The sequence below is a fragment of the Haloquadratum walsbyi C23 genome (assembly GCF_000237865.1).
GTDB lineage: Archaea > Halobacteriota > Halobacteria > Halobacteriales > Haloferacaceae > Haloquadratum > Haloquadratum walsbyi.
The window spans coordinates 593,244-613,192 of the sequence record NC_017459.1; the positions used below are offsets into that span (position 1 = coordinate 593,244).

At 49.2% G+C, this 19,949-nt stretch carries 16 protein-coding genes, 1 tRNA gene and 1 pseudogene; 7 read left to right on the forward strand and 11 right to left on the reverse strand.

What is annotated here, in order from left to right:
• Positions 1 to 371: 371 nt before the first annotated feature.
• The 3 genes from HQRW_RS02625 to purT all read left to right on the forward strand — a co-directional run bounded on the left by HQRW_RS02625 (position 372) and on the right by purT (position 3,815).
• Positions 372 to 1,217 (forward strand): M14 family metallopeptidase, encoded by an 846-nt coding sequence (locus HQRW_RS02625; RefSeq protein ID WP_049891577.1) that lies wholly within the window; start codon positions 372 to 374, stop codon positions 1,215 to 1,217.
• 399 nt (positions 1,218 to 1,616) lie between these two features.
• Positions 1,617 to 2,495, forward strand: a complete 879-nt coding sequence (locus HQRW_RS02630; RefSeq protein ID WP_269448592.1) for an EamA family transporter — start codon at positions 1,617 to 1,619, stop codon at positions 2,493 to 2,495.
• A 114-nt stretch (positions 2,496 to 2,609) separates the two neighbouring features.
• Entirely contained in the window at positions 2,610 to 3,815 is a 1,206-nt protein-coding gene (gene purT / locus HQRW_RS02635) for a formate-dependent phosphoribosylglycinamide formyltransferase (RefSeq protein ID WP_014555352.1), read from the forward strand.
• A 120-nt stretch (positions 3,816 to 3,935) separates the two neighbouring features.
• Here purT and HQRW_RS02640 read toward each other — a convergent pair whose 3' ends face one another.
• Positions 3,936 to 5,630, reverse strand: a complete 1,695-nt coding sequence (locus HQRW_RS02640) for an NAD(+)/NADH kinase (RefSeq protein WP_014555353.1) — start codon at positions 5,628 to 5,630, stop codon at positions 3,936 to 3,938.
• A gap of 252 nt (positions 5,631 to 5,882) precedes the next feature.
• Here HQRW_RS02640 and HQRW_RS02645 point away from each other — a divergent pair, with 252 nt between their 5' ends.
• Positions 5,883 to 6,284 carry a RidA family protein gene (locus HQRW_RS02645; protein ID WP_014555354.1) on the forward strand — a complete coding sequence of 134 codons (402 nt, stop codon included), beginning with the start codon at positions 5,883 to 5,885 and terminating at the stop codon, positions 6,282 to 6,284.
• 661 nt (positions 6,285 to 6,945) lie between these two features.
• Positions 6,946 to 7,152: pseudogene (locus tag HQRW_RS16880) on the forward strand (hypothetical protein); the annotation flags it as partial.
• A 1-nt stretch (position 7,153) separates the two neighbouring features.
• Here HQRW_RS16880 and HQRW_RS02650 read toward each other — a convergent pair.
• The 5 genes from HQRW_RS02650 to HQRW_RS02670 all read right to left on the reverse strand — a co-directional run bounded on the left by HQRW_RS02650 (position 7,154) and on the right by HQRW_RS02670 (position 13,612).
• The gene (locus HQRW_RS02650) at positions 7,154 to 8,386 is read right to left on the reverse strand and encodes an MFS transporter (RefSeq protein ID WP_014555355.1); all 1,233 of its coding nucleotides are present in this window, start codon (positions 8,384 to 8,386) and stop codon (positions 7,154 to 7,156) included.
• A 347-nt stretch (positions 8,387 to 8,733) separates the two neighbouring features.
• Positions 8,734 to 9,597, reverse strand: coding sequence for a phosphate ABC transporter ATP-binding protein PstB (gene pstB, locus HQRW_RS02655; protein ID WP_231852469.1), 864 nt, complete (start codon positions 9,595 to 9,597; stop codon positions 8,734 to 8,736).
• Positions 9,598 to 9,649: 52 nt separating this feature from the next.
• Entirely contained in the window at positions 9,650 to 11,257 is a 1,608-nt protein-coding gene (gene pstA, locus HQRW_RS02660; protein WP_014555357.1) for a phosphate ABC transporter permease PstA, read from the reverse strand.
• Entirely contained in the window at positions 11,257 to 12,381 is a 1,125-nt protein-coding gene (gene pstC / locus HQRW_RS02665) for a phosphate ABC transporter permease subunit PstC (RefSeq protein ID WP_011570752.1), read from the reverse strand. Before pstC ends, pstA begins: the two co-directional genes overlap by 1 nt.
• A 58-nt stretch (positions 12,382 to 12,439) precedes the next feature.
• Positions 12,440 to 13,612, reverse strand: coding sequence for a phosphate ABC transporter substrate-binding protein (locus HQRW_RS02670; RefSeq protein WP_011570753.1), 1,173 nt, complete (start codon positions 13,610 to 13,612; stop codon positions 12,440 to 12,442).
• 175 nt (positions 13,613 to 13,787) lie between these two features.
• On the opposite strand from HQRW_RS02670, the gene HQRW_RS02675 reads away from it, so the two are divergent.
• Together HQRW_RS02675 and HQRW_RS15785 are read left to right on the forward strand one after the other, a co-directional pair.
• Positions 13,788 to 14,729 (forward strand): halo transducer protein, encoded by a 942-nt coding sequence (locus HQRW_RS02675; RefSeq protein WP_231852397.1) that lies wholly within the window; start codon positions 13,788 to 13,790, stop codon positions 14,727 to 14,729.
• Positions 14,730 to 15,216: 487 nt separating this feature from the next.
• The gene (locus tag HQRW_RS15785) at positions 15,217 to 15,363 is read left to right on the forward strand and encodes a hypothetical protein (RefSeq protein ID WP_158307732.1); all 147 of its coding nucleotides are present in this window, start codon (positions 15,217 to 15,219) and stop codon (positions 15,361 to 15,363) included.
• 898 nt (positions 15,364 to 16,261) lie between these two features.
• On the opposite strand, the gene HQRW_RS02685 is transcribed toward HQRW_RS15785, so the two are convergent.
• The 5 genes from HQRW_RS02685 to HQRW_RS02705 all read right to left on the reverse strand — a co-directional run bounded on the left by HQRW_RS02685 (position 16,262) and on the right by HQRW_RS02705 (position 19,935).
• A tRNA-Phe gene (locus HQRW_RS02685) sits at positions 16,262 to 16,335 on the reverse strand.
• Positions 16,336 to 16,593: 258 nt separating this feature from the next.
• Positions 16,594 to 17,226: a phosphoribosyltransferase gene (locus HQRW_RS02690; protein ID WP_014555360.1), complete on the reverse strand. Its 633-nt coding sequence runs from the start codon at positions 17,224 to 17,226 to the stop codon at positions 16,594 to 16,596.
• Positions 17,227 to 17,369: 143 nt separating this feature from the next.
• A complete protein-coding gene (locus tag HQRW_RS02695; RefSeq protein ID WP_014555361.1) occupies positions 17,370 to 18,446 on the reverse strand; it encodes a PfkB family carbohydrate kinase in 1,077 nt (358 codons plus the stop codon).
• Between the two features lie 243 nt (positions 18,447 to 18,689).
• Positions 18,690 to 19,403 carry a DUF7529 family protein gene (locus tag HQRW_RS02700; RefSeq protein ID WP_014555362.1) on the reverse strand — a complete coding sequence of 238 codons (714 nt, stop codon included), beginning with the start codon at positions 19,401 to 19,403 and terminating at the stop codon, positions 18,690 to 18,692.
• A gap of 70 nt (positions 19,404 to 19,473) precedes the next feature.
• Positions 19,474 to 19,935, reverse strand: a complete 462-nt coding sequence (locus HQRW_RS02705) for a DUF7555 family protein (protein WP_014555363.1) — start codon at positions 19,933 to 19,935, stop codon at positions 19,474 to 19,476.
• Positions 19,936 to 19,949: the final 14 nt, after the last annotated feature.

Genomic DNA, 19,949 nt, shown 5'->3' on the forward strand with positions numbered 1-19,949 from the left:
AGGAGTATTGGGGACTAAGATTTGGCACTCCCAATTTAACGAGGCTGTCCCTTACCCGGCTATATACCGATTCGCACGGCGCGTGAGCTCGGCAATCTGTGAATCTGCACCTGAAACTCCCAACTCAGCGGTGTGGTGCCGTGGGATTCCTCCGCGTTCGTGGAAGAGGATATCAACTCGCAGTTATAAACCAACTTACTATTTCTGTCGCGACAATTTTTATTCATGTCTGAACCTGATAGCTTTCAGCTCGCTATCGTATAATGGCGCAGAGCTCACGCAGTAAGCACTCGGTCTTACCAAGAGATTAACAGACGTGTATTCTGCATTATGATCCATACACAACCACCTGCTGTGCTGTGTCGTTTTGTATGCTGACCACGTCATTATCATATATGCGAACTGAGATACTCGGTCCTGTGGATGTGGACGACGCACCTGATATCGCTGTAATCGGCGGGATTCACGGCGATGAGCCCTGTGGTGTGCAAGCGATCGAGCGATTCTGCTCAGGGGCATTGATAGACGCTATTCAGCGACCGGTTAAACTCATTATTGCGAATGAACGCGCGCTTGAAGCAAATATGCGGTATATTGAGGGCGATCTTAACAGATTATTCCCTGGTGACCCAGAAAGTGAACTGTATGAAGAACGCCTGGCATTTGATCTCTATCAGGAAATTAAAGATTGCACTACGCTTGGATTTCACTCAACAATCTCATTTGATGAGCCCTTTGGAACATTCGCAAACCTAACGCCACAGAAGGCAACAATCATGCAGGCGTTGCCACTTGAGCATGCAGCTGACTTTTCTGGGCATGTCACAGGGCGAGGCGTGAATCTATCAGAATTTGTGAATGTCGAAGCGGGCTATCAAGGCTCTGAGGCTGCGGTTGAGAACGCCTATGCATGCTTGATTGCATATCTCCGTGTGATGGATGCCCTCCCAGCAGAAGCTGATATAACGCCAACAACGCACTATCAAGTTCAACATACGATAGAAAAGATCCCAAATGAAACATACGACGTACATGTAAATAACTTTGAGCAGGTATCTCCAGGAATGGAATATGCAACAACCGGAACAGGAAAATCACTTCTGGCTGACTCAGCATTTTGGCCAGTGCTCATGTCCTCTCACGGACACGATACACTTCTTGGATATGCAGCTAAGCGGACAGGCGAGATCAGTGCCACAGTGACTGATAGTGATTAAGACGAATAGTTTCATCGACGGTATCGGAAGGTGCAGTTTCAGCAACTCCAGTCATTGATACGGATCGCCACGGTGGTAAAGACTCGAAGTAATCACCATGAGTAAGCTACACTAAGTTATCCTGCGGACTCGCTCGCTGAGGATACCGAATATGAACAGGAATTTCTCGAGCTATGTTGACTACATATTGCCTGTATCTCCTATCAGGGGCTTCTGAATTATCATCCCCTATACATTTACTGCGTAATCCATATTCGCAATCACTACTCTTTCAGATTACTTACAGATATACATAAGCCGACACTCAATTCGCTGTAGTTCAACTTATGTATATATGGGTGGCTCTCGCAGTGCCGTTATCACATGTAGTGTCGATTTGTGCTCATGATTTCGGTTCCTATGTGGATTTTGACTGGTGTTATCGCTGTTTGCGCTCGAGCAGTCATGAGTCCGTATCAGAAGCGGTTGCTTGCTGACGCTTCGGAGTCAGAGGTATTGTTTGTTCGAGATACCGTTGCGCTTGGACTGTTTCTACCAGTAGTTGGATGGACCGCAATTAAATATGGATTTTCAGGGACGCCGCGGAGTGCTGTTGCAATGGTGCTGACAGGGGCATTGAATGTCATCGGTGCATTCATGATATTTGCAGCATTGTCTCGAGAGGATGCATCCGTTGTTATCCCACTAACATCCCTATCACCAGTCATCACATCACTGGTTGAACCTCTTTTGCGTGACACGGCTATCACACCACTTGTGATCGCTGGAGCTGTTCTAAGCGCTTGTGGGGCTGCAGTAGTGAATTCTGAACAAAATACCATCCAGAGTATTTTATACGGCTCAGATACGACAGCAGTCGCATTGGCAGTATCGGTTAACTTTGTTTTCGGCGTGACGTCCACGCTTGATGGCATCGCTACTGCAAGTATTAATCCATTATATGTCTCATCAATTATTGTATTATTCGTTGGAATCGGGAGTGCAGGTCGACTGTGGCGAGCTGGCGCTGTTCATGAGCCATCCCAGCGGAGACAACTTCTCGCGCTTTATAAGGGTGATAAAGGCATTCTTGGCATATTACAATTTGGCGGGCTTGCAGCAACCCTATTTACCTTTGGTGCAGCCCCGAGTGCTACACAAGCTTCGATTTTATTCCGGGCAAGTATTATTCTAGTTGTCATCATAAGCAGTGTTGGGCTGAACGAGGGTCATCTCCGACGACGCACTATTGGGGCAGTACTCATCGCTCTTGGAGTAGGGCTTGGTGTCAGTGGCTGAATGCACAGTTCACTCTCGATATGATCGACATCTCATGTCATAATATAAATTACTTGATTAGATTGATCCTCAATGTCCAGGGAATTTTTACCATTGCTTTCCGAGTCATTGAGTATGCCACCTGCTCATGGGAATCGCCTGGGGACACCAGAAAGTCCAAACGCTACGACACTGCTGTTACTTGGAAGCGGAGAACTTGGAAAAGAGGTCGTCCTTGCAGCCCAACGATTGGGGATAGAAACGGTTGCTGTCGACCGATATGAACATGCACCAGCGATGCAGGTCGCACATCGGGACTACATAATTGATATGACCGATGCAACTGCACTCCGAGAGGTCGTCCAGCAAGAGGATCCCACAATTATTATTCCGGAAATCGAGGCTATTGCGACCGATGAGCTGAAACGATTAGAAACACAGGGCTACGATGTCGTACCGACGGCTCAGGCGACTCGACTGACGATGGATCGTGAGTGGATCCGTGAATTTGCTGCTGAGGAAGTCGGTGTTACAACAAGTGAGTATGCCTTCGCTGATAATTATGACACATACCGCAAAGCGGTCGAGGATATCGGGATCCCAGTCGTTGTCAAGCCCACGATGTCATCATCAGGGAAAGGACAATCAATTGTGCGTGAAAGCGCCGAAATCAATGGCGCTTGGGAGACCGCCCGAGCAGGATCACGGTCGGATACCGGTCGTGTCATTATTGAAGAACTTGTTGAGTTTGACTCCGAGTTCACACTCCTCACAGTTCGTCATGCCGACGGAACGACATTCTGTCCCCCCGTCGGACATACACAACAAGACGGTGATTATCGAACAAGTTGGCAGCCACATTCATTGACAACTGAACAACGAACAACCGCGCAGCAGATGGCTCAGAAAGTAACAGATGGGCTCGGTGGATATGGCATTTTTGGCGTCGAATTCTTTGTGCAGGATGGAACAGTGATCTTCAGCGAACTCTCACCACGACCACACGACACCGGATTAGTAACACTAAGCTCTCAGCGATTAAGCCAGTTTGATCTCCATCTGCGCGCCATTCTCGGTCTCCCGATACCTGACATCGATGTTGAGCGCCCAGGTGCAAGCGCAGCATTAGTCGTTGATGAACCACTTACCCGACCTGCGTTCACCGGAGTTGATGAGGCGTTATCAATGTCTGACGTTGATATACGATTGTTCGGTAAGCCTGAGGCCTATCCTGGTCGACGAATGGGAGCTGCCGTTGCAACTGCTATCGATATTGAGATGGCACAAGAGCGGGCTTCAGAAGCCGTTGATTGTATTCACGTTAGTGATGATAAGACGTGAATCGTCCGTGATTGCCTCCACAAAAATCGGCTTATTATATCTGAAATCTGTTGAATGAGAATTACCACCCAGATACCGAGCTTTATTATGGGTTTGTGGATCACCACTCATGATTGATGCTTACTCAGACATCAAATCAGAGGTATCAATATGTGAGATAAGTTGTTCATGAACCGAACCATTGCTTGCAAGTAATGGTGTTCGCTGGTCAGTCGCATTGAAGCTCAATTCATATGATGACCCATACTGATCCGTCGTTTTCCCACCAACCTCTCGGAGCAAACAGAGTCCAGCCGCAACATCCCACGGATGTGTGTCATGCTCCCAAACTGCATCGGCACTTCCAGACGCAACATATGCAAGATTGAGCGCAGCACTTCCTAATCGACGAACACCCTGTGTCTCATGATAAAACGCCTGCAAAAACTCACCGCTAGGGTCATATCCAGAGAGTAACATGCTTTCATCAAGCTGACTTCTCGATGTTGGTTCTATTTTATGATCATTCTGGTATGCACCTCTTCCATCAATAGCATAAAACATATCCGCGGGTTCTGGTGCGTATACAACACCGACAACCGGAATTCTATCCTTCAGCAGTGCAATTGAAATCGAGTAATTTGGGTTTCCATGAGCGAAATTTCCAGTCCCATCGAGCGGGTCGATAATCCATGCATAGCCCTCTGTAGGGACAGTTTGATCATTTTCCTCAGATTGTACAATGTGATCAGGAAATTCACTATTGATGGCTGTTTCGATGATATCATTTGCTTGATAATCTGCTTCGGTGACGATATCTGACTTGTCAGTTTTATATTGAATATTCTCTACTTGTCCATGAAGTTCCTGAAGTGGCTCACCAGCAGACCGAGCAGCTTCTCTCGCGACGCGCGCAGCGCGCTCTTTGAAATCTGATGATGTAATATTGTCTTCAAGCGCTGATCGGGGACCATCATTATCGACGGTTCGAAGACCCCAATCAAGTTTATCAACCATCGCAGTTATAAATGCATCATCATACGGTGTGCGGACAGTCTGAACCGGTTGATTTGCACCAGAGATATGCACAACAGTATCTGATTCGAGTCGCTCGAACTGCCGCCCTCCATCAATGTCTATGTCAAAGTCAGAATCGAGAACGATATCGATCTCTGAATCTTGACTGACAACTATCGGGTCGACTGCCGCGCTGATTGTCTCATGCGGAATTATCTGCAGCGTTCGGTTGTTTTGCGGATAATGGACTGGACCACCGTTCGAGTATGCTCGCCCAGTGCTTCCTGTTGGGGTTGAAACAATCAGCCCGCTGCCGAAGTATTTACCAACATACTCCTTATCGACAAATACATGTAGTGATCCAACCTTCGTCCCATAGCGGTCTTCTGGCGGATGTTTTTGTAAAAACATCTCATTGATACCTGTTGTGTTGATATCTCCGGCAGTGACCTCATACTGCTGTCTTGCGTTAATTGATGCTCGCCCACGGTAGACAGCTGTTAATGCATCCTCAACGTCAAGTGGCTCAACACGAGCTAAAAATGCTAATGTGCCAGAGTTGATTCCCATCAGTGGGATCTGGAATGGAGCAAACGACCGAGCGGCTTCCAGAAACGTTCCATCACCACCAATTGAAATTCCAAGTGTTGTTTTCTCTCGTTCGATATGCTCATCAGTTATATCTTCACCGACGTCAAGAACGGTCAATCCAATGTCATTCGATTTCGCCCATGATTCGACCATATCTATAATCTTCGCACTTTCTGGTGCTGCCAGTCCAACGATCTCATCGAGCGTAGCAAGGCGTCTCCCGTGCATAAAAATAATGACGGTTTATATCCCATTAACTTCATTGGATGTCTCCTACAATAATATGGACCTATACGAGAGCACTATGATATGCACATTGCGAACATACAGACCAGTACAGTATCATATCCCACATTCGATAATAGATTATCAACATGCAGTATAGTATCATAGCACATTCAATCTTGATTCTGCCAAGCGCGATGAGTCATCTATACAGTTCAGGGCTACTCTCTTGTTGATGGCGCGTTCAACTGTAGTATGGAGCGTCAGCGTGCCTCAACTGGCACAGAATGGGAAACACAGAATGGTTACTCACGAGCGCTTCGAGCCGGAAACACCATTTATATCGCTGGGACAACAGCAGTTGATCTAGACGGAAATGTTGTTGCCGAAGGAGACCCGTACGCTCAGACCCAACATATTCTAGATATCATCGCGGATGCACTTGCGGACGTCGGTGCGAATCTTGACGATGTTGTGCGGACACGAATGTATATCACCGATATCGCTCATCAAGATGCTGTTGGGCGCGCACATGGTGAGATTTTTGCAGATATCCGACCAGCTGCGACCATGCTACAAATTGAGGGACTCGCCAAACCAGAACTTCTTGTAGAAATTGAAGCCGAAGCAAAACTAGAGGACATAAACGGATCTTGATATCCATCACATGACGTGAAAACCGTGTAGTCCATCAAATGAACCCTCTCACGGTGATCCGGTTTGTCCCGATTCATAAGAACGAGAAATTGGATCTTCCTGACCAAATCGAAATAGAATCCCGGTGAGAATTGTCGTTTGCGTAAGAATGCAATTGTGCAATCGTAGGTGATGATATCACTCCAGTATATCATGACTATCCGCACCGTGGTCGAATCGGATGAGAGAGGGTCGATATCACGGAAAACGGTATTTTAACACATTCGACCCTGTTAAAATATCATCAAATATCGCCCATCGAACCGATACCAACACCATCGCTGGTCACGAACCTATTGGTAATTGTTTTAGCTGAATACAGGCGCTAAGCCCCCTCCCTCAAGGAGCACCGCAGTCCGCGCGAGCGGACAAGGAGCGCAGTAGGGAGGGAAGGGGATACAGCGCCGTCATCATCTAGTTGTACACTGTGCGTCGGCAGACTCGCCTATGTAAGCAGTTATATTGTCGGACACCGGACAAGAAAAGTAAGACGGGTGTTCCGATCTGTCGGCTTCGATTCGCTCGTCGTTCCATTCGGAACGACTCGCTCCGTGCGAGGCTGACGGACAGGGATAGCGTTCAAACGCGACAAGAAGCGTGCGTTGCCCCACGGAATCACCCCGTCGAGCAACTAGGAGTGGGACACCCCGAAGAAACGTCCCCAGAAATCGGAGATTTCTGGTTCTGGTGTGCGAACGGATCGCCCCGCGATTCGTCAACGCCTGTGGAGACTGCACTCCCTGTGGATACACCTGTATCTGCAAAGTATGTCGTAGAAGCAGGAAGCCCCGCCCTCAGCGAGGCCGTCAGGCCGAGCAGGGCGGGGTAGTTCACGATGGTGCCATATCGATCCCAGATTCAGACATTCGCCAGACAGAGAATCCCCCTGCGACGCCAAGGCTGCCGGCAAACCAGAGTATTATTACATAACTACCAGTGATTGCAACAAGTTCACCGGCGATGACAGGCGCGACAAATGACCCCAGCCAACCAGCAACACTCGCAATCGAGACGGCTGTGCCGGCAGCCTTTGGATCAACAAATTCCTGTGCTGACTGGTACAGTAGTCCAATTTGAAGTTGAATGACTACTCCCGCCAAAATGAGCATCATGACCAATATGGTGACGCTGATTGTGTAAAAAAGAGCAACCGTGACCACGATAGCACCAACAAACGATGCGGCGAAGATAGGTCGTCGACGCTGATTCAATACAACATCCGAGACCCATCCACCAACTGGTCGGGCAATAATACCAACAGCTGGGAATAAGGCAACAAATGTCCCGCTCTCCGCCAATGAAATATCAAACTGCTGGATAATATATGTAGGCATCCATGAATTGAATACCATATATAATGAGTATGCAAGGACAGTAACAATAACAATAGACCAGATATTTCGATTAACAAACACCTGTCTGAATTCAGCAAATGTAGGTGATTCAGCCGGCGTTTCAAACCGAGTGACATTCCCAACCGCAAAATAAAATACAACTGACGATACCAGAACCGCTGCGCCAAAGAGTGGAAACACGCCTGGCCAGCCGACGATTTCGGCAACACGGGGGGCGCTAAATTGCCCGAGCGCGTATCCTGCTGGGTATCCAGAGATAATCACCGATGTTGCCGTTGCCCGTCGGGTTGGTGGAACAGTACTTGATGCAACATTGATACAAACAACCCATAAGACAAACATTCCAGCACCAGCGAACAGCCGCGAAGCAATGAGTAACAGTATGTTTCCTGCGCCGCCGGCAAACCAATCACCCACACTCCCGATAAGAAGTACAACAGCAGCGGCAGGGACAACGCCACGAGTTTGGACACGGTCGAGGTATAGCCCGACTGGTATGCCAACAACTGTTGCTGTAACCTGTGGCATCGAGACAAGGGCTGCAGCCGTGGCTTCGGTGATATCGAGGTCGTTCATAACTACTGTGAGAATACTCGCTGGAGTGATGAGATATGAGCCGACGAATAACAGCACCAGCCACCCAGTTGCGATGGTGACAACACGCCAGAATATTATACTTGTCTTCTCTGTCGACTCAAAAACCTCCATACTATTGTTGGATTGAGGTCTGAGGAAATTCTATCGATTCGGCGAATATACGGGGCAGTTGATGACTGGGAACTGGGAACTGAAGCCACCCCATGACTATTAACAGAAAGTCGCCTGCTGGAGCGAGAGTTCGGATATATTATCGACAGTCATCAATCCCGCTCCAGCATAGAACGAATGTCAGTGGTTCTTTGATGTTCAAAGGTGATAAAGAATAATCCAGCCCTAGTCTCAGCCTCAGTCAACCACAAGATCATCCACCTCCACAGTATCGGGACGTAACACAATATCTAGCCGTCTTTGCTATTTATGCTACGACACGGATTCAGACTCGAATTCGACACACATTATCCAAACTTTCCTGTGATATAATCCTCGACTCGTTCGCTCTGTGGGTTTTCGAAGACCTGATCGGTGTCACCGTACTCAACAAGCTCACCGCCGGTCAGAAACACTGCTGTCTGCTCTGATATCCGTGCAGCTTGTTGCATATTATGAGTAACAATAACAACCGTATACTCTTTGCTGAGTTCGGCAATAAGATCCTCAATCTTCGCGGTTGCAATCGGGTCCAGCGCCGACGCAGGCTCGTCCATCAGGATCACTTCCGGATCGACTGATAAACACCGAGCAATGCAGAGCCGTTGTTGTTGACCGCCCGAAAGGCCGAGAGCGTTGTCATCAAGACGGTCGTGAACCTCATCCCACAGCGCGGCGTCCCGAAGACACCGCTCAACCAGTTCCTCGCGTTGTTTTTCGTCACTGCGACCGAGTAACCTCGCGAGTACGCCGGTGTCAATATCGCCGTGTTTCTCCGGACCATATGCAATGTTTTCACGGATAGATTTCGGAAACGGGTTCGGTGACTGAAATACCATTCCAACCCGCTTTCGGAGTTCAACGAGGTTCACACCATCTTGATAGATCTCCTGACTATCAAGCGTAACCGACCCATCAATCCGCGCGCTTGACACGCGGTCATTCATCCGATTGAGACATCGAAGGAATGTCGATTTTCCACAACCGGAAGGACCAATAAGTGCGGTTACACTCTTTTCAGGAATTTCCATCGACACGCCTTCTAGCGCTTGGTCATCGCCGTAGTACACATCAAGATCGTCGACCCCAAGCTTTGTCGGGACGTCAAAAGAGTACTCACGCCACTCTTCGCGGACGTATTCATCGGTTTCGCCGGTCGTCGTTCCGACCATGCTGTCAGTACTATTGGTATCGTCGGTATCCTCGGTCGTAGTGTATGTAGTTTCACTCATGTTGGAGCTTCCTCCGGAAGTAGTATCGCGCTCCGATTCCAACTGCGTAGAACGAAAGCACAATAAAGAGCAGGACGAATGCAGTCGCCCACTGGAACTGCTCGGGTGAACTGACGGTGTCGCCCAGTCCAACCCCTGCAGTAATAAGCGCATATAATTGGAAAGGCAGAGCGGTTGTTGCCTGAAGCAACTCAGGATTCGCAACGAATGGTGGCGTTGCGGTGAACTGGAACCCACCGATGACATCAGCTGTCTGACCGCCTGGTACGAATGTCCCACCGGTCATCGTTAATAGAATAGGCGCAGTCTCACCTGCAATCCGACCCACACCAAGGATGACACCGGTCACGACGCCAGGCAATGCTGCCGGCACAACCACACTCCGAATCGTCTGCCATTTCGAGACTCCTAGCGCCGCGCTTGCGTCGCGGTACTCGTCAGGGACGGCGAGTATCGCCTCACGACTCGTGATCAGCACGAGCGGTAGTAGCATGAATCCGAGCGTCAGCATCCCCGAGATCAGCGACTTGTTGCCGCCGAACCGTGGCACTAAGAATGCAAACCCGAAGAGTCCGAAAACAATGCTTGGCGTGCTCCATAATCCATTTGTGGCTACCTCAACCACTTGAGTAAACCGACCGCGCTCGGCGTATTCGGTCAGGAAAACCGCTGCTCCAACGCCGAGGGGAACCGCAAACAAGACCGCGCCAATCACAAGCCAGATTGTCCCGACAATCGCAGGCAGCACGCCCTGGAACTCGTTGAACAGTGACGCACCGTTCATGACGAACGGCAGCGAGATTGGAAGTGTCACGCCAAATACTGTTGGACCGACCCCAAGACCAACTGTCGCGCCTGTGAATAAGCCTGGAACTCCCTTCAAAGTGGTAAACGCAATGAGAATAAACAGCACCCCAACAATGGAAGAGGCATTCAAGTAGATTAACAGATATGCTCCCATCCGCCGACCACGCGCGCCAAAGCCTCCGTATGTTTTCGCCGCAGCCCACCCAGTGAGAAGCGCACAAAACAGAGTCCCAACTGGGATCACAAACTCCGCGGTCAGCGACGCCTGCTGTTCCCAACTTAGCTCCCAGATCCATGCAGGACCGATTGTACCGGTGAGATATACAATACCTACAAACATGGTCACCGCGCCCGCTGGGAGCGTCGAGCCGATGTCCTCTCGTAGAACGGCTGTCACCGCGAATGCTGCCCCCCCAATAATAAGCGCGATAGGCAGCCATGTAATTCCGCCGACCCCGATTACCTGCGCCATGATCCCACCCAGGGCGAACCATACGAGCGAGAATGTCGCAGACGCAACGAGACCGGCGCTCGAGCTAGGCTGTGTCTCAACAACGCCTACGTATGACCCGATGCCAAAACCAATCACGACACCACCGAGTAGAACCAATATTCCACCTAACAGTGTTACGGTCGAGATCCCAGCGACGGGATCGCTGATTGTGATAATCTCGAACAGTGCAGCTAGCGACAGTACGAACAATATCGCTGACAGTCCGATAGTGACCGCTGCGATTGCGTCCACCCCTGAGGTGTCGCGACCGATGAGCCGAGTTTCTGTCGCACCCGCCATCAACTCTCACCCCCGAGTTTCCGTTGCATCTGCCACTCGATATACTGCGAGCCAATTGAAATGACGATGACAGTAATGAACAGGATTACGCCTGCTGCGAACAGCGCGTCCATCTGGAGTCCGTCAGCCTCGCCATAGTTATTCGCAATCAATGAAGTAAGCGTAGCCTGACCATAAAACGCGTTATATAGTGGTTTCGTTAACTGCGGGACACCCCGGAGCATAACCGTTGCCGCCATTGTCTCACCGATTGCCCGCCCGACTCCAAGCAAAACTGCCGCCGAAACCCCAGAGAAGGCAGCAGGCAGCGTAATCGAGGTCATCGTCTGCCAGTCGGTTGTCCCCATTGCCAACGACCCACTCTTCATCGACTCAGGGACACTATTGAGGGCATCCTCGGCGACCGACACAACCGTCGGCAACGCCATCAACCCAACAACGATTCCAACAAACAAGTACGACCCTTGACCGGTGATCTGAAATTGGTCGGCCGCCCATGGGCTTAGGATGGTGAACCCGATGAACCCATAAACGATCGAGGGAATGCCGGCGAGGATCTCAACGCCTGGCTTGACGAGTTCACGGACGGTTGTCGGCGCAATCTCTGAGAGAAAAAGCGCTGCTGAAACGCCAAGAGGTGCGGCTACCACTGTCGCAATCGTTGTCACCATAACTGTGCCGTGGATCATTGGGACCATTGAGTATCGAATTGGTGGTGACACCGCATCCCACTGAACCTGTGTGAACATCCGGAGCCCTGGCACACTGACACCGAGAACACTCTGGCTTTCGTATTGAATCACGGGAACTGACTTCATGAAAATAAATAGCGTGATCAAAAGCAGGATCAAGATGGTTGAAACCGTCATCGAGAGTGTCAGCATCCGCGCAGTTAGTCCCTGATAGTTCAGCCACCCATAGCTAGCTGCGATGAGAAATATGCCGAAGGGAATAATGGTAAATGGCGATACAAGTAGGAATCCAACAAGCGCTGACACCAGCGCGATTGTCATAATACCAACTGTCGCAACAGCTAGCGGCTCCTGATCCCCGACAAAACTGGATAATCGTTGCCACCGATGCGTGAGCGCGTTACGCGCAGCGACAACTTGTGTTCCTATCATAGTATGTTACGTATGGTTATGAACAAAAAACGGACGGAATATTATCGACGGACGGTACCTACACCTGATCTGGTAACTTCTCAGCCTCAGCTTGGATATCCTTCGTAGGTAGTGGGATGTAATTATTCTGCTCGACGAATACCTGCTGACCGAATGATGTCAAGAACATGTTGAGGAATGCACCTTCCTGCATATCGGTCCCACCTGGAGTCTCCTCAGTGATCCGCGTGTACATGTGGAGGTCACGATTAAGCGGGTAGGCGCTGTCGAAGATAGTGTTCTCAGCGTCCTTATCCGGCTTGTAGACCGTACCGTCAAAATCGATTGCGACTGGTGGGACCTGGTCGCTCGTGAACGCTAGCGCCATATATGCGATTGCGCCTTCGTTGTTTGCGACCGCTTCGGCAACCTGCTGATTCTGCCCGAATCGCGAGCTAACGCCTGACATCGATGCGTCAGCGGCGCCCAGCATATTCAGCCGGAATGAGGTGTCAGTACCGGAGCCTTCAGCACGACCGATAACGAAGATCTCTTGATCTGGACCACCGATCTCCGACCAATTAGTAATCTCACCCTGGTAGATCCCTCGGACTTGCTCGCCGGTTATCTGGGTCACGCCTGCATCGAAGATTTCCTTGCTCACAACGACTGGCTGACCGTCGCGACCGACAACATGGTCAACGTATTCCTCTGATGCTTTCTCGTCGCTGATCCCGAGTTCAGCGGTGATTGGACCAGAGGAGTTACCAATGTCAACGAGTCCGTCACGGACTGCTTTACACCCGGTTCCTGAGTGACTCAAACTCACCGTTGTCGGGTATGGCGGGTCGGAACGCGTTTCGGTTGGGTCAAAGCCATATAAACTCGCGAAGTAATCTGCGAGGTTCATATCGGTATTGTCGAACTCGCTCCATCCTGGCACAGTGCTCTCGTCGGTGGAGCCCCAGTATTCGCCGTCACTCGGCGGCGCGTTCGCATTCCAGTAGGAACTGCCCTTGTTCGAGATTGGATAGACAGTCGATGACCCCTCTGCGTTGAGGAGGCTGATTTCACTACCACCAGAGCTGTCACTACTGTCAGAGCTGTCGGAACTATCGCCACCGTCGGATTCCTCACTACTGTTGCCCTCACTTGACGAGCAACCGGCGAGACCGGCTGCGCCGATTGCCCCTGAAGTAAGGAGGAACTTTCGCCGCGATACTTGTGTGTCGCCCGCGTTGGCTTTTGACATCGAATAACTGTCTATCAAGTTCAAGTAAAACGATTTATAATACCCCTACCGAGGACTCAATAGATGTGACGTTTGAAGCTAGTGCTATATATTTCATTATAGCACTCCATGCGAGTAATGTTTCCAGGGAATGAAACTTATCAAGAGTTACCCATTGGAGACGCAGACTGCAAATATGCACACCGAGAAGTCCAGCAGGGTCACCGTTAGCGACGTGGTGACAGCAGTCGACGATCCCGACGCCGACGCCGACACTGTCCGCGACGCGCTCAGACCAGTGACTAATGACGGGATGGTCACCCAGGCGGCGATCGAGACCACTGTGTCCGACGTCTCAAAACTTCTTGCGACAGCAGAGACCCGAATTGAACTCGCCGGAGATGCTTACGACGATATAGCTAGAGTAGCCGAACCTGTTGAGGATATCCCAACGGTGCGGGCGCGTCTTAACAGATTCAGTGAGCGGTTATCGGCAATCGAATCGCGGATTCCAGAACTCCGTCCTGGGATATCAATCCCAGAGGACGTCGAAAGCCAGCCCGTCGAAGTCTACAAGTTCGCGGTCCACATCCGAGAGATTATCGTGATTGCACAGGAGGCGATTGAGGCGGCTGAAGATTTCTCGTTCGATGCTGAGCAGTTCGAGTCGTGGCTGAATCGCCCGGACCGCCGCTACGACGAGTTCGTCGAGGACTTGGAGGTGGTAGTTGACGCAGCCGATGAACTCGCTACCACAGTTGATGAGCTGGTGGACGAGTCTATGACCATGACCGTGGATCCGGCGGTCCAGTGGGCGGATGCCACGATGCGGACACAGGTGCTCTTACTTTTACTCACCGACCTCCATGCAGAACTTGCTGATCTCCGCAGGCTTGCCGACCGCACAGATGCCTATATCCGAACCGGACTCGCCGATCGAATAAACCGGGCGGAGGAGCAGGTCACTGATCTCAACTCAGCGCTCGATACGCACGCCACTCCAGCATGGCGTGACCGGTTCGGGGACGACGTCGAGGCGTTTGATGCGACCCTCAAAGGATTCGACCCGCCAGTTGACTGGGGCGCTATTGACCGGGCACTTACGGAACATCAACCGAATTGTCCTGATAAGGAGTAATGTGACCACATGATGCGCTTGGCTTAGCTATGCTGGCACTCCGTCGAACAGCATGCGCCATCACTCGCGTTTGAATCTCCCCGTGTATAATGTGCACCTCGCTGAAGTCTCATCTGTAAGGTCTGCGAGTAAAAACGTATCAGATATAAAATGGTAGTTGTATTGCCAACGACTGTTAAGCAACATGTTGTCGTCCTAATCACCAATTCATTCGAGACGGTGAAAACGGACAAATGATAGACTCTACTCTAGAGACTAGTTGCTAGATCTCTTATCACCCTAATGCGTATCTAGATATGGAAACACATTCATTACAGCGAGTCTGACTCTCTTGATGCTGGGTCTGTTGCACCAACACTCGACTGAAAGAGCGCTTGTTAGCACCTCAAGAACTTTCTCAAAGAATTATTTGAGGCAGTGAGTTGAACAATGACGTTTTCCCGTCAACATACCTGTCAGCTTGGATATTTAATTCGAGCTGAATTATTTGAGCGGACCAGCGCAGTTCGTCGACTCACATCCGCCGGACGTCATTGACCGCCTCCTGAACTCGCTTCGAGACGCAGTTCTTGTTGTCCAGCAGGAGTGGGAACGAGCCGATGAACTTGATTCCGCTGTTACGTGCTGTGAGTAGGTCCGAATTTTGCTGAGTTCTGATCGACACAAGAAGTCTGTGTTCACTCATAAGATTTATTCGCAGGTGTCTTCGCATCATTCATTATCGAGCCCCGAAGCTTCCAGAGGGGTCGGGTCACAAGCCGTTGCACGAGTAGAGCCATATTTGTCTGGATCTCTCGTAACGTCTAAATACCAACCTTTGGCTGGATATTGGTCCTTCTTCACTACGAGGAAACCCTATCCCTCATTAAAGAAAGCAACGGTGAATAAAGAAGGGGCATAGAGTGATATACTACTCAGAGCCTATCCCTACTGTCTTTTAATCTATCTGAGAATTTCACTTTGGTATCTCTGATAAGAATCTTCCCTGATCGTATCCCAGAAAACGAAACAGCAGAGACTGAGCACTATTGGCGCTATCGATGGTGCACTCGCATTACCGTGGATGTTGTAATTCCGTTGGCTTGTTCTAACTATACGAAGGAAGTGATTGGTTGAGGAGAGTTCCTCGTCCAACGTTTCGGTATTTCCGAGTACCCCTCCCATCTGACGGAGGTAATCAATATCGTACCTAGCAAGATCATCAATCTCCGCCAATGTGTTCTGTACCTCAGGTTCTGCTTCATACTGACGCCAATATTGAAATCGGTCGTGATAATTGAGGCCACTCTGGGTGGAATTATCTGGAGACCATACGAGATCCACAGAAGACCCTCCTCAATTACCGTCTTGATTTAGGTCACATCTCCTCTTCGTCAGTCCATCGAGAATAGCCAAGGAACTGGGACCAAAGAGCCATTGCAGAACACCGGACGTGACAGGATGCGCCCAGTCACCGGTTGAAATTGCGCGAAAGAAACCAAAATCGCATGACGGTGTCGGCACTCTCAAATCTCATTCGACCGATAACAGGATGCCGCCTCCCGGATTTGAACCGGGGACAGCTCGATCTTCAGTCGAGTGCTCTCCCAGTCTGAGCTAAGGCGGCTCATTTCAGGTGAAGCTGACTGCGTAAAAAAGGGTTTCGAATCGGAAAACCACCTGACTGCGTTGCCACAGATGAATAGAGATACAATAGTAACCGTGACTCATCACAACATCAGTCTCTCTCCGCCATCCAATATAACTCTGTAATCATCAGTTGAAAAAATCAGTCCTCGCTTTGATACTGAAAAATTGCTGTGCTTCGGTGGTCGAGACTCGGTCACTGATCACGCTAATTTTGCTCGGTGAGAATAACCTATTATTATAGATATGACATTGCTTCTGCGTCAGAGACCTGCTCGAACGTCTGATAAAACTGCCCAACACCACGGAATTGCTGTGGTGTATTCAAGCAAATAACCGAGTCAGCACTTTGTTCAAGCATTTTGACAGTATCAGATGGTGCAACAGGAACTGCAACCGTCACAGATGTTGTATTGATCTTACCAACTTGATCGAGACAGGCTTGGATGGTCGCCCCTGTTGCTGCGCCATCGTCGACGATAATAACATGACTATTGGTAAGATCTGGAAAATCATCATTCTCACGATAGCGGATTGCCTTCTGGTTAGCTTGCTTTGCAATCGCTGCTTGCTCCTGCTCAAAATACGTCTCACTAGCACCAGTTTGTTGGATTGCTGTATCATTCCGCCAGACAGACCCATCACTGGCAACAGCACCGATAGCATATTCAGTATTTCTGGGTGCAGCAATTTTCTTTGCAACGATAATATCAAGCGGCGTTGAAACAGTGTCCGCGACTACTCGCCCCAGTGGAAGTCCTCCGCGTGGAATAGCAAGTGTAATATCAGCATCGATCTCATACGTGTGAAGCGCTGCGGCTAGTTGCTCTCCCGCGTCCACCCTATCCTCAAACTGGTTTGATTTAGCCATGAATGGAATATATATCAAGTATCTATAAGAATCTGATCTAGATAGACACATATGATATATAATAAAATAATCAATACATCAGATATTGGTGATACTAATTAACGCTATCACTACCGAAGAGCAAACACAGTCAGCGTATGCGGTTAATGCCGGTTATTTGATTGAAACTCTTGAACGGTCGATAGCGCTGGAATCCCGTTTTGTGCGCCAGCATGCTGCGTCGATAATGATCCAGCAATAATCGCTTTCTCGACTGCCTGTAATAGTGACTTTTCCACCGGAAGCCGAGCAGCAAGATAACCGCTAAGAACATCACCAGCACCTGTCGTATCGACTGTCTCAACCGCAGGAGGTGTAATCGATAATCGAGTTGAATCCGGTATTCTTCCTTCGGTTTGAGTTTCATCTTCTGGGTCCGTTGTCACGTGTATCTGATCGGGGATATCAGACTCAGACTCATCAGGAATTATTCGAGGGGGAGAGAGGGTAAGATAGTCCGGTATCTCGACAATAACGTCATCACCACCTGCTTTGCGAATAAGGACACCATCGTACTCACTGAGTGCTGGTTTGAGTGCTGTGTATTCAGTCTCATTTGGTGTCACATAGTCAATAGCGCCCGGGTGAAGCAGTTTATCAGCGCCACCGGCGGGAGCAGGATCAAACAAGACAGCTGGTGAATTGTCACTCGCCGCAAGCCGATCAAGTAAGTGAGTGACTGGATCTGGCGGGATCTCATTTTGAATCAAGAGACAGTTACTCTCAATAATCGTCTCGAAGTGTGTATCAATATAGTCGATATCAATGTTCTTGTTAGCACCGGGGCGGACTATAATACGGTTATCACCGTCGGGATCAATAAAAATATCTGCGGTCCCAGTTGGCATTGCTGCTGACCGCACATTATCGATATTGACACCGAATTCACTGAGATGTTCACAAACGCCTGTGCTTTCCGCATCAGACCCAACAACACCAAGAAGCGTTGTTTGAGCCCCCGCCTTTGTTGCAGCTATAGCCTGGTTTGCTCCTTTCCCACCATATTGTACCATATCTGGCGGTGTCGGGATCGATGACGGGAGCGATTCGACATCATGTATAATTGTTTCGCCCTGATCCGGAAACCATGCATGCGCTGATGTGAGACCTTTGAGCACGTCAGCTGAGACGTGATGAATTCGATCCACGTTAATGCTACCAAGACTGATTACGTCAGGCATCTATGAAAGGAGACTGTTGTGATATGATATTTGAAGATTAGCCATCAGTGAACTATGTGCTTAGGATTCTTGTTATTATTTTGACACCTGATAGTGAGTATGAGTATAGATAGCGACTGTGTAAGATAGTTTGAAGTCTCTATAGGTAATAAAAGCGGTGCATACCGGAGTAGCAGAGAATAGCAGATCACCATACTCGATTACGCTGGACTTCGTGTGTTGTAATTCGAGTAATATCAACGATTATTCTCCAGATAATCCAGCGTTGAGAAATCGCTCAGGATTCGGGAAGAATGTCGTAGCGTCACCATGTAAGAGCGTTGCAATATGTGTCCCATCAAGATAGTGAAGATGTGAAATCATTCGATTACAGTTCATTGCAACCCTCACTAATGATGCGGCATGAGTGATTGAGTACGCGCCAGCGATAAATAATGACCGTGGTGGTGATACCTCCTCAATGCAGATGCATTCGGTGACGATGAATACTGTTCCCTTGACCACTCGTTGATATACGAGCGTTTCATCCACAGTGAACGGCGGATCAATAAATTCAATTGAATCCTCTGCATTGCGGGGGACAACATGTGAGATCCCCCATTTCGGTGTAGATGAACACTCGGGGGGAGTCATAATAATCGAGCTGGCGACATTGATATCACCACTCATATTCTCAGTATTTATTTTATGATCATCGTTAGTGGGTCCACGAGGCATTGTTTCAGCAGCGACCACAAGCGCTGTATGATATCCATCGGCTTCGCGATCATCAACCATTCGATAGGTATCCTCAATTGTTGCTTTCCATCCATCGCGAACGGCATCAGCGGCAGCAGCGATATGTGCTGGGCTACCACTCATGTCGTACTCGCGGGATTGCTCACCAGGAATACCAGAATCTGGACCAATCCGCATTATATCAGTACATGATTGCGCACCTGCCTGAATGTTCCCCATCTCAAGACGACAGCTCCTTATTCTCGTTTTTATATCATGTCATTGGCATAATATGACCACATACATTAATTCAGATATGAATATCAAGTCCAATCTCAAAATAAAGTGACGTCGCAAGGACAAGGAGACTTGTCGCAAAAAGTTTCCAGTCGCGACTTACTCGTTCGTTGATCGAAAGGCGATTATCACGTAATGGTGGGATTGTTTGAATCCGCGTTTCAAACCCATATTCAGTGTTAGTATCAGCCGAAAATTGACCAAGCGATATTTGCCGGTGTGTCCTGTCTGATGATCCTTTATGTTCCGAACGAGTGTTCATTGCACGACGACGAACACGCTTCGGTTGAATTCCAACACTTCCAATCCCAAAAAGTAGAATCCCAACCAGAAATAAGGCATTTTTTACAGCAACGAGGTTTGTCCAAATGACGAATGCGGTGACACCGCTTAGTATGACAGTTACTGTTGATGCAATCAACACCCAAAGCAGAAACTCAGTCAATTGTAATATCAGTTTAGATGTTTGTAGCATTATTGACTGTGTCT